We start from the raw sequence: 15,765 nt of genomic DNA, 5'->3' as shown, positions 1-15,765 counted from the left end.
TCATCCTTCCACGCTGGGGGGCTGGGCACTGCGCCGGCGCAGCACCCAGGTGTCCGGCCTTGGGCAGTGGGCCTCCCAGCCGTGCGCCTCGGCCACCTGACGGAGCGTGCGGTCGACGGTCAACGCCTGATAGGTCTCAGGGCCCCACCGCTTCCGCAACGCGTTCCCGAGAACGGTGAGACGAGCCTCGCCGTCACGCGTCAGTAGCTCTCCGATCACGGCGTTCAGGTCCGCCGCGACGTCCACCTCTGCCGCAGAGCGCCCCGCCGGGGCGGGGGCTTCGGCTCGATGGGCCAGGTGCACCCCGGGCCTGATCTCCTCTAGCCGCCACTCGGGTTCGCGTTCGATCCGCTTCTTCAATGAAGAGCCGACGACGCTCGCATACGCCTCGCCGAGTCGGGACCGCAGGCTAGACCCGATCATCTGGAGGTTTGGGGGCCTTCCCTGCCGGGCGAGTTCGTCCACGGTGTGGGCGAGTACGGTGGCGAACGGCTCCGGCGCGTCGGCGGGCGGCGCGGGAGTACCGGCTCGGTGGACTAACTGCACACCGGAATTTAGTTCCCGCAGTTCCCACCCCGGTTGCTGTTCGATCCGCCTTTGCAGGGACCTGCCGACCACGGCGTCGTACCTGCTCCTCAAGAGCTTCACAAGCCCGTTCTTCACCTTGTAGAACGTGGGTGCCTTGCCCTCATTATCCTTTTGGAGTGTGGTGACCACGGAATCCAGCGCCGTGCCGAAGTCGTCGCGCTCATCAGCGTGACGCTCCCGGCCCGCAGCTTTTCCACGGGCCTCTGAGACGCGCCCGAACACTGTCCCGCTGGCCAGGCTCAGCATCCTGTTGCCGGGGTTGCCGCTCTGTTTCAGCCAGTCCAGCCCGGTCCACAGCTGCCGCAGGGACGGCAGACCGAGGCGGCTCGCGAGCGGTTGGCAGCCCTTGAACCTTTCCTCCAGCCACTCCTCGAGTTCTCGGATCGGCACCATGCGCACTCCTTGCGCAAGCCGTTCCTCGATCTCGTACCGCAGGTCGGTTTCAACGCGATCGAGGAGCTGCTCCACGTCCACCACCTCGGTGCCCACCAGCGTGGCCGTAAGGGGGAACAGCTCCAGGCCCCGTGCGTTGCGCCCACCATTGCGGTCCATCTCCACCATGACCGCCCGCACGATCTGGCCGCGGACCGGGCCGTTCGCAAGCTGCGTCCGCACATCGTCGGTCGTGAAGCGCGCCCACCCGTGGTTCACCAGTTCAACGATGCCGTGCCCGTGGGTCTCATTGACGAACGTGATGCGGCCCAGTTCCGGCTGGCCGTCGGAGGACTGCCCATGGTCGGCCATTGTCGACCGGACCGGTTGACCCTGGCAGCCGAGCAGTTGGACGAGTGGGTCGTTCTCGTCGGCGTCGAAGTGGACGCGGTCCGATTCGGCAAGGAGTTCGGCTACGTCCGCGCCGTTGTACCGGAAACGAGCACTGACCCGCTCGGTGAGCCTAGACAGGCGAGGCGTGTCGCCGACCGTCTGCCATGCCTCCAGCAGGGAGATGCAGAAATCGAGCCTGCGCTGCCGCGTGAGCATAGCAGCCTGCGCCGCAACCTGGGCCGGTGCCAGGTGCACGGGGTGCCGGGCGGTGAGCGTGCGCGCCGGGCCCGCTGACACCGTCTGCCGTGCCCGCAGGGCGTGGTCGAGATGCCCCCGTCTGACGTCCCACGCGCGGGGTCCCTCGGGGCTGAGGCCGAGGAAGAAGTTGACCGGGGTGTTCTCGTCACTGTCCGGGAGGAACTTGCCCCGGGACGGGACGAAGAAGGCGGTCACCGCGCCTTCGAGTTGGATGGTGCCCGCCTGGGGCCCGCGGATGAGGTCGATGACGCCATTCACCCGCTGCAGATGTGTGGTGTTCGTCCAGAACATGTCCCGGCGGTTCCACTCGCCCAGGTCGCTGTCGGCGATCAGCGGATACCAATCGGGGCCCGTGGACAGCCACAGATAGGAGCGGTTGGAGCGGCCCACCACATACTTCTCGGCCTGCTGCTGTTCCACGCGGAAAGCCTCCACGTCGTTGCTGCGGCCAGTGAACCAGAGGTGGAAGAAGAGGCAGTACCGGTAGTAGTGGGCGCGCCACGAGGGGAAGCGATCCGCCCAGAGCTGGAGCTGGGAGAGCGCCTCGTCGATGTCAAACTCCGGCAGGAGTTTGTACGCCTCGAACCAGAGCCGGTAGTCCTCCTCCTTGCAGCCGGTTCTGGAGAGGTTCTGCCGTGCCAGCTCCACGATGCGGGTCAGCTCGGAGTCGTCCAACTCCCGCCAGGTGCGGCCGCCGCGCACGTAGTACGCCTGGGCGAGTGCCCGCTGCATCATGGGTGTGCTGCGGTTACCGGCGACGGCGAGCTCCCACAGCTCGACCACCGAGTCGAGGTCGCCGTACAGCCGCTTGATGTCGGCCTGGCACCGCACCAAGTAGTCGTCGTGCTGGTCTAGAGTTCCGTAGAGCTGGGCGGCCTCATTCAGCAGGAAGTTGGCCTCGGCCACGTTCTCCGTGACCCACTCGCTCGCGTCGGAGCTGAGTTCCGCGATGGATGAGACCCGTGCCGCGTCCTTAATTGCCTTGGCGACATCGACGATGGCCTGCACATGGGTGACGTATCCGTAGATGTTTTCCGGGTTGAGCTTCCGGGTGGTGGCGAAGCACTCGACGGTCTGCGCGAACCAGCGGTCGGCGGCGGCCATCACCGACTGCACTCCGCGCCGCTTGGCGTCGCGCAGCGCTTGGCGCATCCGGCTGCGGCGCGCGAGACCGAGGGTGTGATGATGCAGGAAATCCCACTCCGCCAGGTCCACGGCGCGCGTGACGTACTCCTCCGCTTTGTCGAGCTCCCGGTTGAGGCGGTACATCTGGTGCCGGCCCAGGTGGTTCCAGAAGTGCGGCTCGTCAGGCACGTGCTCGGTGAGGGACTTGAGTACTTGGTGGGCGGAGTTGAGGTCCAGCTGCTCGATGAGCGGGGCGAATTTCCGCCGGTCCTCGATCCCGTCTGCCGTGCCGCCCTGCCGGTCCACGAACATTTGGCGGAGCAGCACCCGCACTGGGTCCGCGGATACGTCGGTGGTGATCGCCAGAGCCTGGATGAAGTCGATCGACAGCTCTTTGAGATGCTGCTTCCACCGGTCGTCGTTCAGGAGTTCGGCCAGTACCTGCTCGGCCAAGAGCTGATGCTGGAGGCGTACCCGGCCGTTGCGCACCGCCACCAGACGGGATGCTTCCGGGCCCAGCACATCGGAGAGGTCGAGTTCTGCCGACGGCGTGGAGACGTGCATCAGCTTCTGCACTAGCTCCCGCTGCAGCCCGGTATTGGAGTAGATGGTAGCCAGGGCGAGGTACTGCATGACCTCGCGCGCTCGGCCACGTACATGGTCGAGATGGGTGCGTACGTAGGTAGAGAGCTTGGTGAACTCCCGCTCGAAGGTGACGAGGCCGTAGAAGAATGGCGTGCGGTAGGGCTCGTAGTGTTTGGTACCGAGCATCCGCAACTCGTCGATCCGATGCTGGTCGTCCGTCAGCGCGGAATAGCGGGCCAAAAACTCGGCGGTCTCCGCCGGTTCGAGCGGCTCTGACACCTGAAGGGCGCTCCGGCTGGACTGAGTGACCCCCCGTCTGACATACAGAATCGTCAGCGGGGTGTTGCGTCTGGCTGACTCGCGGTACAGCGTCTCCCGGTAGGACTCGCTCAGGTCGCCCGCTTCCGCGACGAGCAGCACTGGCAGTTGCGTGATGGTGTACAGCAGATGCAACCGGTCGGCGACGAGCGGGACGCGAGACGGCCCGATCGGCACGCCGTGCGGGAGTACCGCCACCGGAGACTCGTGATGCAGGTCCCAGGCGGCGCGCAGGGCTGCAGTCGTACCGCCTGCACCCGGCCGGTGTTCAACCACGACGGTACGGGTGCGATGCTGCTTCAGACTGTCACGGAGGGCGGCCACGATGCCGTCGTTGACGGCGCGCACCACGTCCCGGCCAGCGTCCAGATCGTCCCAGCCGATGAGGCCGCCGCGCCAGAAGGCGTCGTTGTTGGTCTTGTCGCCGGGCAGAGTTGACGCATCGATCCCGTCATGCAGGATCACCAGATGCTCGCGCAGCTTCTGCATGGTTTCCGGCGAGATCGCCACCGTGCCGTTGTCGAGGGCGGGGACCGTGTAGTCGAGGTACTCGGCGCTGCTGCCCAGCGTCGCGGCGAGGCGGTCCAGCAGGTCGTGTACGGGTAGCGGCACCTGGACCACGGGCACGTAGGGCTGTAGGTCGGCCAGTCCCACATGCAGGAAGGTCGCCTGCCCCTGGAGCATTTCGTCCATGGTCTCGATGACCCGCAGCAGTCTGTTCCGGCCCCTTTCTGGCGCGGACTCGGTGCCGCCCTCGAGCACCAGGACGCACACCGGCGTGTCGCCGGCGAACTGGTGGAACGAGGATGTCAGCCGACGCACAGTGTCCAGGCGACGGAGCACCCACTCGCGGCCTTCCAGGGCGGGCTCCCGGCGCAGCACGGAACCGGCGGCCAGCAGCCAGGCCGTGCCACGCGCATAGTCGATCACAGGGCGCTCCTCGGTGAAGAGATGCACCGCGCGCTGAGTGTTGAGGACCGGGCTGGCCCAGTGGTGAAGTCCGTCGCCGTCCGAGGCCGGGTCGAGGTCGACGATTAGCGACCAGGGGATGCGGCCGAGCGCCGAGATGGACGATGCGCGGGGGAGTTGCTCCGCGACGAGGATGTACCGGGCCGCGTGCGGGGAGAACCCGGAGACGGTGCCCCAGAGGGACTCCCAGAGATCCTCGCGGACCCGCTCCACCTCCCTGGGCGGGGTGCAAACCGCCGGAACGCTCGGCTGCTGCGGCGCGGCGCTGGCGAAGGTCCTGCGGTACCGCAGGGCGTACCAGCCGGCATAGGCGAGGCAGAGCCGGGTACGTTCGTCATCACGGGGGAAGCGCCGGGCCCACAGCAGTGCGGCTGTCATGCGCACCAGCGTTAACTGCTGGTGAAGGCGGTCCACCCGCCCGGTCTGTCTGTAAATCCATTCCAGAATGCCGGCGCGTGACTGCTGCAGGAACTCCACGAGCCACTGGCAATCGTCCGGCACGGACTTGACCGAAGCGTCCTCGGCTGCCTCCAGGCACCGGGCGAGCACGGGGCGGCGGATGGTCGGCAGCATGTTCACCAGGACGCTGACCTCAAGGTAAGCCAGGTCGAACCCGACGACGGACCGGCGCGCCTGGTCCAGATCGACGATCCAGAAGGAGCCGTCAGCGACCGCCACTTCGTTCCGAGGCACGAGCACGTTGCTGGTGTTGAGGTCCCCGTGGCAGATGCCTTCCATAATCGGCAGCTCGCTGTTTTCAGCCTCGCCCAGGACGGAGAGGGGGTTGAGAAACGCGTGCCCGTCCTCTTGGTGGACGTCACCTCCGAAGAGGGATGAGACAACGGCCAGGCACTCGTCGAGCTTGGCCGTTCCTGTCACCTTCGACAGCACGTCGTGCGGCCGCATCTGCGTCAAGTCGCTCGGATCCGCCCAGGCATTCAGGATGTCGCGGGAGATGGCTTGCGCGCAACGCAACAGCCCCGTCGACCCGCTTCGGGGCGGGCTGTACCAGCTGAGGCTGTCGCCGGCGAGTTGGTGCAGCGACACAACCAGCCGGGCGTCGCCGTGGCGGCGTTGGTCGATGCGGAGCAGACGCGGGATGTGCCGCTCGGCGAACTCCGGGTCGGCCTCGCGGATCAGTTGATGGGCTGCCAGTTCGTTCGCCTGGGCGAGATCCTCCTCTGCTGGGCCAACACGTAGGACGTAGGTGCCTGGCCGGAAGTCTCCGGTGTTGCCGCTAATGTCCACGCTCACCAGCTCGGCACCCGAGCGGCCCCGGGGCATCGGCTCGAAGAGGAACCTCGCGGAGGGTAACCAGAGGTTCAGGGCCTCAGTCGCCATTTCCTGATATGCGGCATCGGCGAGACGCAGCTTCTTGTCCAACGGTCCCCCAACCTCCGCCGGTCGGCCACATCCTGCCATGCTCCGACCACCCAAGTTAGTTGTTGTACCACCCTGCATGGGTGACCAGGAGACGGATTCGTAAGTAGCGGACGATCGCGCCCGAACCGCACGCAGAGGATTTGGCCCGGTACCCCGGGAAATCCTCTGCGCGTTGGAAGGTAAATCCGCTGCGGGCCGGTTCGAGCCCCACCTCCGAGCTCGCGTAATCGCCTGACAGCCCGGCGTCCCTGGCCGTTCGGGGCGGTGTCGGGACACATGTGGGACGCAAGGATAGGAACAGACCGACGAAGACTGACGGGCGGAGACATGGCCCACCATGTCTGAGCAGCAGAAGCGTCATGAATGGACACCGATCGGCAAGGGCCGCCGAGATCCTCAAAGGACTCATAGTCCGTCGGCCGTGGGTTCGAGTCCCACCCGCCCCACCTGCTTAGGCTTTTGACCTGCGCAAACGTTCTTTTTTGGGTGTCGGATCGTCAACTTTGCCTGAACGGACTGAATCCGCTGCTCGTGAGTTCAACCCCGCAACCGTCGGCGTCAGTTCGAATCGCTCTGACCTGCGCGGATGTGATGGTCTGGCGTTGAGGCAGGGGTCCGCAGGAGGTGTGTGGGAGGGGCTGAGGCCGGATTCGGGACGCTCTCGCGCTGGGGTCGGTCTCCCGGGCCGACCGCGGTTACCTGGGCGATTCCGTGGTGCTGGTCAACCGGCTCGTCGACTCGGACGGACTGCGCGACGCCCTCGAAATCGAAGAGGGCAGCGACTTGGCGCTGGCCGTGCCGGACGAGATGTACCGGGACGTGATCCTGCCCGACGGGCGCGGTCTGGCCGCCGGGTTCCACCGGATCGACGTGGCCGTCGTGAAGAAAAACTTCGCCTGCGGTGCCTGGCTGCATGTGCCGCCCTCGGCTCCCGTCCGGGATTCCCGGCCGGAGCCGGTGATCTGGGGACATTCGCCGGCCCATACGGCGATGCGCGAGTTCGTCGTACCGGCGCTGGGTGTCGCTCACGTGGCGGCAGCGGTGGTTTCGCACGGTCAGACGCTGCGGGAGTGGGCACTGACAGGCCCTGACACCGGCGTCTCGTACGGGGGCGGGGACGGGGACTTCGGCGGCCCGGACGAGATGGACGCGCGCGACGGCGATAGCACAGACGGCCACCACACGGGACGCCAGCAGCCAAGCTCCCACCACGGGAGTGCCCACCTGGGGAGCGGCCATCACGGGAACGGGCACTGCGGAACTCCCTGGCTCCCGGGCCCGCATCACGCTGACGTGCATCACACCGCCCCGCATCCTGGGGACCTGCACCATCCCGATTCCCTTGACACGGGTCCGCACCATCAGGACGTGCAGTACGCCGACGCGCAGCATGCCGAGGTGCATCCTCCTGCTCCATATCACGGCGACCCGTACCACCAGGATCCCTACAATCCCGACTCGTACCACCCCGACCCCCATCACGACGATCCGGGATACCACGACCCTGCCTACTACCACGACCTCGGCCACCACTTCCACCAGGGCGGGCACTGAGTAATGGCCGAACATGACCCGGCTGCGCGGGAGTTGGCGGCGGCGGTTGCCGCGATGGCGTTGTTCCAGCAGGTCACGCAGCAGGCGGATACCAAGGCGGGGACCCTGGTCACGGTGCACGTGGGGCTCGCGGCAGTGGTGTCCGCGCAGATCGCGTCGGTCGGCGCTCCGGCGCCGACCGACCTACCGGCCGCACTGTTCTGGCTGGCGTCCCTCGCCTATACGCTCACCTTCATTGTGTCCGGATACCTGCTGGTGCAGGTATCCGGCCGCGTACGGGGCGGCACTCGGAGCCGAATAGGTTCTCCCTGGACGCGGCGGACCACGACGGTGCCGACAGCGAGCGGCTGGCGGCCCAAGCATGGGCGACCGCGCACGCCATCGCGAGGATCACCGCCCTGAAGAACGTCTACACCAGCCGCGCCGTCGGCTGGTTGGGCGGGATGGTTGTCGCGGCGGCCCTGTGGCTGGTGTTCGCGGGGACGGTCCGTTGAGCAGAGTCCCCGGCGGCGGCGATCCTGAGTTCGGCGAGGTCCCTGAGGCTGGGTCGGCGAGGACATCCTCGACACGTACACCACCGAACGGCATCCGGTCGCGGCACGCCTGCTGCAGAACACCCGGGCCCAGCTCGCCGTGATGCGACCTGACCCGCAGACGAGGGCGCTGTGGGAGATGTTCTCCGACCTGATGGACCTCGACGACGCCCACCGGTAGGTCGCCGACATGCTCGCCGGCATGGACGTCCGGTACGACCTGGGCGATGACCACCGGCTCGTCGGCACCCTGTGCCCGGACATGAAGTCGACGCCGGAGCGGCCCGACCCGGATGTCGTCACCGCGGTGACCCGGTCGGCGGACCTGCTGCGTGAGGGGTGTGGGCTCCTGCTGGACCTCGTCGACCGCGCGGAGGTCCGCGACGCCGCGGCCGTGTGGATCGGACGGGTCGACACCGTCACCGCCCGCACGGACCGGGTGGACGTCGACGCGTTGCTCATCCGGCCCGACGGCTGTGTCGCCCGGGCCTTGCCCACCGGGCAGGACCTCGACGCCACCACGCTGGCGCGTGCGCTGGGCACATGGTTCGGCCAACCGGCCTGAGCTCCGTCCTAACAGTCGTCTCAGGTTCGCTCGGTAGGAAGTAGGCGTCCAGTTAAGCGATGCAAAACCCGTATGTAGGAGGCTAGTGATGGCAGTCAACGCAGCGCCGTCCGGGGCAGCGCCGGCCGGTCGGTTGGCAGGCCGGTGGGTGCCATGGTTGGTGATTGGCTTGTGGCTGGTGCTGGCGGTGGGCATGGTGCCGCTGAGTGGAAAGTTGAGCTCGGTCACCACCGACAGTGCCGTGGACACCCTGCCGGCCAGTGCCGAGTCCACCAAGGTGGCGGCGCTGGACGACAAGCTCCCCGGTGGTGAGGACAACACGTTCGTCTTCGTGTACCACCGCGACGGCGGCATGACCGACGCCGACCGCGCGACGGTCGAGCGCCACTACGACACCCTTACCAAGCGGTATCCGCCGAAGGGGACGGCGGCGGCCGGCGAGGACGACGAGGGCTCACCGATGAGCCGCTCCACCGACCGCGAGGCGATGGTGTTCACCCTCGATGTGAACACGTCCTACGGCCCACCGGAGGACCTCGTCGGCCCGGTACGCGACGCCGCGAAGGACCGCCCCTCCGGCCTGGAACTCGACGTGACCGGCCCGGCCGCGATCGACGGCGACATGGATGCCGTCTTCGACGGCATCGACACGCAGGTCCTCCTCACCACCATGATCGTCGTCACGCTCCTGCTCATCCTCACCTACCGCAGCCCGGTGTTGTGGATCATCCCGCTGGTGGCCGTCGGCGCGGCCGCACTGACCTCGATGGGCACCGTCTACCTGCTCGTCAAGGGCTTCGGCATCGTGGTCAACGACCAGAACTCGGCGCTGCTGACGATCCTGGTGTTCGGCGTCGGCACGGACTACGCGCTGTTGCTCATCGCTCGATATCGGGAGGCACTGCACCACCATGAGGACGTCCGGGTCGCGATGGTCCACGCGCTGCGCGGCGCGGCGCCGGCCATCGTCGCGTCCGCGGCCACCGTGGTCGCCGGCCTGCTCTGCCTGCTCGTCGCGGACCTGAACAGCACCAGCGGGCTGGGCCCGATCGGTGCGGCCGGCATCCTGTGCGCCCTTGTGGCCATGCTGACGCTGTTCCCGGCGGTGCTCGTGGTGCTCGGCAGGCGGGTCTTCTGGCCGGCCGTCCCGCGGTTCAGCACGGCCGTGGAGGAGAAGCCGGGGCTGTGGGGACGGCTCGGCACCGCCATCAGCCGCCGCCGGTGGGTGGCGACGCTCGGCTCGCTCGGAGTCCTCGGCGTGCTCGCCCTCGGGCTGGCGGGCAACACCGGCGCCCTGCGGGAGCAGGACCAGTTCCTGTCCACGCCGGAGTCGGTCAACGGCTTCACCGTTCTCCGCCAGCACTTCCCGGAGCTCGGCGGCCAGCCGATGACGATCTTCACGCGGCCGGAGCACCAGGAGCGGGTGCTCGACGTCGTCAAGGACACTCGCGGTGTGGCCGAGGCCGTCCCGGAGCAGACCAGCGGTGGCTGGGCCAACATCTCCGTGACCCCGAAGGACGCGCCGGACACCGCCGCGGAGTACGACACGATCAAGCGGGTGCGCACCGCCGTGCACGCGGTGAGCGGGGCTGAGGCGATCGTCGGCGGGCCGAGTGCGGAGAACCTCGACACCGAGGTGACCACCGTGCGCGACGAGAAGCTGGTGATCCCGCTGGTGCTCGTCGTCGTCCTGATCATCCTCGGGCTGCTGCTGCGCGCGATCCTGGCCCCGCTGGTCCTGATGACCACTGTGGTCATCTCATTCGCCGCGGCCTTCGGTGGCAGCGTGTTCTTCTTCGACACGGTTCTCGGGTTCAAGGGCATCGACTCTTCGGTGCCGCTGCTGGCATTCCTGTTCCTGGTGGCGCTCGGCGTCGACTACAACATCTTCCTGGCCAGCCGGGCCCGGGAGGAGACCGTGCGTCTCGGCACCAGAGAGGGCATGCTCAAAGCCCTCTCGGCCACCGGTGGCGTCATCACCTCGGCAGGCCTGGTCCTGGCGGCCACGTTCGCGGTCCTCGCCACACTTCCGCTGGTGATGCTGGTCGAGGTCGGGTTCCTGGTCGCCTTCGGCGTGCTGCTCGACGCCCTGCTGGTGCGGTCGGTCCTGGTGCCCGCCCTCACCTTGCTGATCGGCAAGCGGATGTGGTGGCCGAGCCGGCTGTCCGGTCCAGCGGCGGAGCTGCCGGACCGTCAACAGACGCTCGCCAACGACGAGGAGCCCGCGCTGCAACGGTGAGCGCGGCGGCACGGACGAGATCCGGGACGGGCCCCAGGCCCGTCCCGGATCTTTTTCATGGGCCCGACGGCCGCCGCCCTTTGATCCTGCGCCACGCGCCGGGGCTGGGGTCGGCGCATGGCGGTGTCCTGCCCGGTGGTGGGCCGCTTGTCCTGCGCCGCGCGGCCGGGGCTGGGGCTGGGGCACCGTGTCCTGCCCGGTGGTGGGCCGCGCGGGCCATTGCCCGACGGTCGCCGCCCTTGGTCCTGCGCCGTGCGGCCGGGGCTGGGGTCTGCGCATCGCGGTGTCCTGCCCCGGCGGTGAGCCGCGCGGGGCCATGCCCGAGGGCCGCCGTCCCTTGTCCTGCGCCACGCCGCTGGGGCGGGTCAGCGCACCGAGGTGTCCTCCCCGGCGGTGAGCCGCGCGATCGGGGCGGGCGGGGCCGCGGCCGGAAGGTCGACCCGAAGCAGCGCGCCACCGCGTGCGGAGCGGGCGACGGTGGCCCGGCCGCCGTGGGCGTCGACGACCCGCTGCACGATCGACAGCCCCAGACCGGATCCCGGCAACGCGCGGGCGCTGTCGGCACGGTAGAACCGGTCGAACACCCGCGGTACGTCGGCGGCGTCGATGCCCGGCCCGGCGTCGTCGACCTCAAGCACCGCCGACGCGCCCTCGGCGCGGAGCCGGACCTGGACCGGCTGGTCCGCGGGGGACCACTTGCCGGCGTTGTCGATGAGGTTGAGCACCGCCCGCTCGAGCGCAGCGGGACGCCCGCTCACCCACATGGAGGTCACGTCGAGCGCGACCTCGATGTCGGGCGCGCGGGAACCCGCCCGGGTCGCGGCGGCCACCACCACGTCGGCGAAGTCGAGCACCTCGGTGCTCTCGTCGCTGACGTCACCGCGCGCCAGGTCGGTCAGCTCGGCGGCAAGGGTGCTCAACTCGGTCACCTGGGCGCCGAGATCGTTGAGCAGCCGGGTCCGGCTCTCCGCCGGCAGTGCGCTGTGCAGGGTGCCGCGCCGATCGAGCCGGATCAGCAGCTCGACGTTGAGGCGCAGGCTGGTGAGCGGGGTCTTGAGCTCGTGGGCGGCGTCCTCGGCGAGCAGCCGCTGGGCCAGCCGGGAGTCCCGGAGCGCGGCGAGCATGTCGTTGATCGACTGGATCAGCCGCCGGATCTCCCCACCGCCCTCATCCGGGATGTCGGCGTCGAGATCCCGGGTGTGCGCGACACGTACCGCGGCGGCGGTCAGCCGGTCGATCGGTGCCAGCCCGGTCCGCGCCACGGTCCGCCCGACAAGGGCGCCGCCGACCACGCAGAGCAGCCCGATCAGCAGCATGCCGAACCCGAACTGGTTGATCGGGCTGTCGTCGGCGACGACGGCCACCTGGACCGCGCCGTCGCCCGCCCGCAGCGTGTAGATGAGGTAGCCGTCTTCGTCGCTGTCGTTCGACTCCATCAGGTCGGCCGACGCGCCCTGCGCCACGCGCCCGGCGTGCTCGCTGACCGGGGGCAGCGCGGGTTGGCCGGCCGGCGTCCGGGTCGAGCCGTCGGGCAGGATGACCCGCACCAGCCGACCGGATCCGGGATACGGCGGTAGCTGGACCTGCGCCGGACCGGCGCGCTCCGCGTTCGTCGCCAGGACGCGGGAGTCGGCGCGTAGCTGATTCTCGGTGGTGTCCCGCAGCTCCCAGGCCAGTAGCTCGCTGGCCACCTGGAAGGACGCGAACACGCTGACCGCGATGGCCGTCGCCGCGATCACCGTCAGCCTGGTCCGCAGGGACCGCCGGCGCCACCATCGGGTCAGCCGGCGCGGTTCCCGGCCGGCGGGCCTGCTCACGGAGGAGTCTCCCGCAACGTGTATCCCAGGCCGCGCAGCGTGTAGATCAGTCGCGGCTCACCCTCGGCCTCCATCTTGCGGCGCAGGTAGCTCACGTATACCTGGAGGTTGTTGGCTGTGGAGCTCATGCCGAAGCCCCAGATCGCCTCGAACAGCGCGTCGCGGGTCACGACCCGGGTCGCGTTGCACATGAGGACCTGCAGGAGGGAGAACTCGGTCCGGGTCAGGCGCAGCGACCGCTCGCCCCGCCACGCCTCGAACCTGTCGGGATCGAGCCGGACGTCGGCGAACGACAGGATCTGCGACTCCTCGTCGGTCGGCGTGCGCCGGCGCAGCAGGGCCCGCACCCGGGCCAGCAACTCCTCGGTGGCGAACGGCTTGGGCAGGTAGTCGTCGGCGCCCGCATCCAGCCCCGCGACCCGGTCGGAGACCTGGTCACGGGCGGTCAGCATCAGCACCGGCAGATCCCGACCCGCGGCCCGCAACCGCCGGCAGGTCTCCAGCCCGCCGAGGCGGGGCATCATCACGTCGAGGAGCAGCAGATCCAGCGTGTCACCGCCGGCCCCACCGACCCCGTCGAGCACGGCGAACCCGTTGGCGACGGTGCTGGTGTCGTAACCCTCTACCTGGAGCACTCGCTCCAGCCCCTCACGGATGGCCACGTCATCATCCGCGATCATGATCCGCACGCCGGCCCGCCCCCTATCCAGTCGATGTTTTTGCCGCTCATTGTCCCCGATCAACCTGAGGCCAGCATTAGAGCGTCGCTGGGGACCGCGCTCTTACGGGTGCCTAAGAAATGGAACCTACCTCGGCTCATGCAGGGGAGGACCAGATGACCGGCATCGCACCCTGCAACCGGACAGCAGATCCTCCGCGGCGGTCATGGGCGCTCGGCGTCCTCAGGTGGCTCCCGCGCCCAACCCTCATCATCCTGCGGCTGCTGCCATTGAGCCCGGTGCTCCTGGTGACCGTGCTGCCGGCCGCTGCGCTCACCGGCGACGACGGCGCCGTGGCCACGCTGAAGCAGAACGCCGCCGGCGTACTCGGAATGCCGCGTCGCTGAGTCTCGCCGTGACGTTCGCGATCACGCCGGTCACCACGGTCACCGGCTGGCGTTGGCACCAGATCCGGGCGCGGGACCTCGGATTGTGGACTCGCCCTCGCCGCCCTGGACTTGGTCCTCGTCGCCAGGATGTCCCCCGACGGCTGGCGCGTCGGGGTGGCCGGCCAGGCGTTCCTCGCTGCCGGGTTGCCCCGAGGAATCCGGGCAGTTGATGGTGTTCGTCCCGTCCCTGCTGCTGCGGATCCCACCGGTGCGCCGCCGGGTGATCCGGGCCCGCGAATCCTTCCTCCGCCGGCGCGCCGGCGGACACCCGGAGGTCTGGGAGGGCGGAGTGAGAGTGCATAGGAGTTTTGTCCTCGCCTGAACGTGTGGCGGCGCGGCATCCCGGCCGGTCAGCGGCCGTCGGGGCCGGTACGAGATGCGGGAGATCGTCAACGCGCTGCTCTACCAGGGCCGGACCGGTTGTCAGTGGGAGCTGCTCCCGCACGACTTTCCGCCGCCCGGCGCGGTGAAGTACTACTTCTGCACCTGGTGTGACGACGGCATCGGTCAGACCATTCACGGTCTGTTGGGCCGGCAGATGGGGGAGATGGCGCGTCGGAAGGCGGACCCGGGCCTGGTGGTGCTCGACGCGGCGCGGAGTTGGTAGCCGTTGCGACGACGTCATCGACCGGTCGTTCACGCCGCCAGGTGACTGCACGTCCGGTCGCCGGACGTGCAGGCTGGTCACCGGTGATGGTTGCGTACGGGAGCGAGCTCGGCCTCCGTGCTTTCACGGCTCTGCCGCGCCGTCGTCGCGGGCTTGGGTGTGGTGGGTTCGGGCAGGGTGCGGAACAGCAGCCAGCTCAGAAAGGGCATCAGGATCAGAGGTGTCAGAGCGGTACGCAGGGAAGTCGCGTCGGCGATGCCGCCGATGAGGGGGCTGGCCAGGCCGCCGATGCTGACGGTCAGTCCCAGAGTGACGCCGCTCGCGGTGCCGACGCGCGTGGGCAGGTAGTCCTGGCCGAGGGTGACGTGCAGGGAGAAGGGGACGTACAGGCCGATGGAGGTCAGCGCCACGAACGCGTAGAACGCCGGGCCGGGGATGAACACCGTTCCGGCGACGGCGACGATCGTGAGGAGGTAGGACCAGCGGGCGACGGTGACCCGGTCCCAGCGGTTGGCCAGGCTGCCACCCAGCACCGAGCCCACCGCACCGCCGCTGTAGAGCACGAACAACGCCACGGTGCCCGCTGTGGTGCCGCCTCCCACACGCTGCTGGGCGTAGAGCGAGATGAACGTGCTCAGGCCGACGAAGACGATGGACCGGAAGACCACGGCCAGCGACAGTTTCACGAATGACGCCTTGTCGTCGACGCCCGCTGCGGCTCGGCTGCCGGAGCCGTCGGATGCAGTCTTCTTCTGCAGTGCGTGCAGTGCGCGCAGAACGGGCAAGCACAGCACGCTGCCGGCGAGGGCCGGGAGTACGAGCAGTGGCGATAGGCGCAGGCCGCCGGTGGCGACGACGGTGACCATGAGCGGTGCGGCGGCGAAGCCGAGGTTGCCGCCGACGGAGAACCAGCCCATCGCGGTGTGGCTGCCTTCGCTGACGAGCCGGGCGACGCGGGCTGATTCGGGGTGGTAGGCGGCGACTCCGACGCCTGACACGGCCACGAAGAGCAGGGTCAGTGGGTAGGAACCGCTCAGGCCGCTCAGGGCGATCCCCAGTCCGCCGAGGATCGTGCTCACCGGCAGGATCCAGGGCATCGCCCAGCGGTCGGTGAGCAGACCGAACACCGGTTGGGCCACCGAGGACAGCACGGACGCGGCGAGCACGATGCCCGAGACTGCGGCGTAGCTGTAGGCGCGCTCGGCGACGAAGAAGGGCACGAGAGAGGCGACCGCGCCCTGGTAGATGTCCACACAGGCATGGCCGACCGACAGCAGAGTGATTGATTTCTTCCTTGACACATCGCCATGGTCATCGCCGGGCGGCATGTCGCGCTTCCGATAAACTGCCA

At 68.7% G+C, this 15,765-nt stretch carries 9 protein-coding genes and 1 pseudogene; 6 read left to right on the top strand and 4 right to left on the bottom strand.

Features of this window, described 5'->3' with window-relative positions; genetic code table 11:
- Complete coding sequence (locus tag JEQ17_RS02810; RefSeq protein ID WP_200393672.1) at window positions 1-5,991, bottom strand: hypothetical protein; 5,991 nt, start codon at window positions 5,989-5,991, stop codon at window positions 1-3.
- A gap of 711 nt (window positions 5,992-6,702) precedes the next feature.
- Between JEQ17_RS02810 and JEQ17_RS02805 the strand changes: the two genes are divergently transcribed.
- From JEQ17_RS02805 to JEQ17_RS02790, 4 genes are all read left to right on the top strand, one after another.
- Window positions 6,703-7,545: a hypothetical protein gene (locus tag JEQ17_RS02805; RefSeq protein WP_200393671.1), complete on the top strand. Its 843-nt coding sequence runs from the start codon at window positions 6,703-6,705 to the stop codon at window positions 7,543-7,545.
- A 3-nt stretch (window positions 7,546-7,548) separates the two neighbouring features.
- A complete protein-coding gene (locus JEQ17_RS02800; RefSeq protein WP_200393670.1) occupies window positions 7,549-7,947 on the top strand; it encodes a hypothetical protein in 399 nt (132 codons plus the stop codon).
- Between the two features lie 333 nt (window positions 7,948-8,280).
- Window positions 8,281-8,643: an aromatic-ring hydroxylase C-terminal domain-containing protein gene (locus JEQ17_RS02795; protein ID WP_200393669.1), complete on the top strand. Its 363-nt coding sequence runs from the start codon at window positions 8,281-8,283 to the stop codon at window positions 8,641-8,643.
- Window positions 8,644-8,731: 88 nt separating this feature from the next.
- Window positions 8,732-10,882 carry an MMPL family transporter gene (locus JEQ17_RS02790; RefSeq protein ID WP_200393668.1) on the top strand — a complete coding sequence of 717 codons (2,151 nt, stop codon included), beginning with the start codon at window positions 8,732-8,734 and terminating at the stop codon, window positions 10,880-10,882.
- Between the two features lie 365 nt (window positions 10,883-11,247).
- Here the strand turns inward: JEQ17_RS02790 and JEQ17_RS02785 are convergent, their stop codons facing one another.
- Window positions 11,248-12,699, bottom strand: a complete 1,452-nt coding sequence (locus JEQ17_RS02785; protein ID WP_200393667.1) for a HAMP domain-containing sensor histidine kinase — start codon at window positions 12,697-12,699, stop codon at window positions 11,248-11,250.
- Window positions 12,696-13,388, bottom strand: coding sequence for a response regulator transcription factor (locus JEQ17_RS02780; RefSeq protein ID WP_200393666.1), 693 nt, complete (start codon window positions 13,386-13,388; stop codon window positions 12,696-12,698). The genes JEQ17_RS02785 and JEQ17_RS02780 overlap by 4 nt, the downstream gene beginning before the upstream one ends.
- Before the next feature lie 146 nt (window positions 13,389-13,534).
- Here JEQ17_RS02780 and JEQ17_RS02775 point away from each other — a divergent pair, with 146 nt between their 5' ends.
- Both JEQ17_RS02775 and JEQ17_RS02770 read left to right on the top strand, forming a co-directional pair.
- The gene (locus JEQ17_RS02775) at window positions 13,535-13,765 is read left to right on the top strand and encodes a hypothetical protein (RefSeq protein ID WP_200393665.1); all 231 of its coding nucleotides are present in this window, start codon (window positions 13,535-13,537) and stop codon (window positions 13,763-13,765) included.
- A 400-nt stretch (window positions 13,766-14,165) separates the two neighbouring features.
- Window positions 14,166-14,414 (top strand): annotated as a pseudogene (locus tag JEQ17_RS02770) (transposase); the annotation flags it as partial.
- Window positions 14,415-14,491: 77 nt separating this feature from the next.
- Here JEQ17_RS02770 and JEQ17_RS02765 read toward each other — a convergent pair.
- Window positions 14,492-15,715, bottom strand: a complete 1,224-nt coding sequence (locus JEQ17_RS02765; RefSeq protein WP_200393663.1) for an MFS transporter — start codon at window positions 15,713-15,715, stop codon at window positions 14,492-14,494.
- Window positions 15,716-15,765 lie beyond the last annotated feature (50 nt).

The sequence above is a fragment of the Streptomyces liliifuscus genome (assembly GCF_016598615.1).
GTDB lineage: Bacteria > Actinomycetota > Actinomycetes > Streptomycetales > Streptomycetaceae > Streptomyces > Streptomyces liliifuscus.
This window is presented reverse-complemented; position numbering and strand designations above follow the sequence as displayed.

Bases quoted from the DNA above. Each gene is read 5' to 3' on its own strand.
- JEQ17_RS02775 (WP_200393665.1), top strand. From the start codon at position 13,535: ATGACCGGCATCGCACCCTGCAACCGGACAGCAGATCCTCCGCGGCGG.
- JEQ17_RS02790 (WP_200393668.1), top strand. From the start codon at position 8,732: ATGGCAGTCAACGCAGCGCCGTCCGGGGCAGCGCCGGCCGGTCGGTTG.
- JEQ17_RS02800 (WP_200393670.1), top strand. From the start codon at position 7,549: ATGGCCGAACATGACCCGGCTGCGCGGGAGTTGGCGGCGGCGGTTGCC.
- JEQ17_RS02795 (WP_200393669.1), top strand. From the start codon at position 8,281: ATGGACGTCCGGTACGACCTGGGCGATGACCACCGGCTCGTCGGCACC.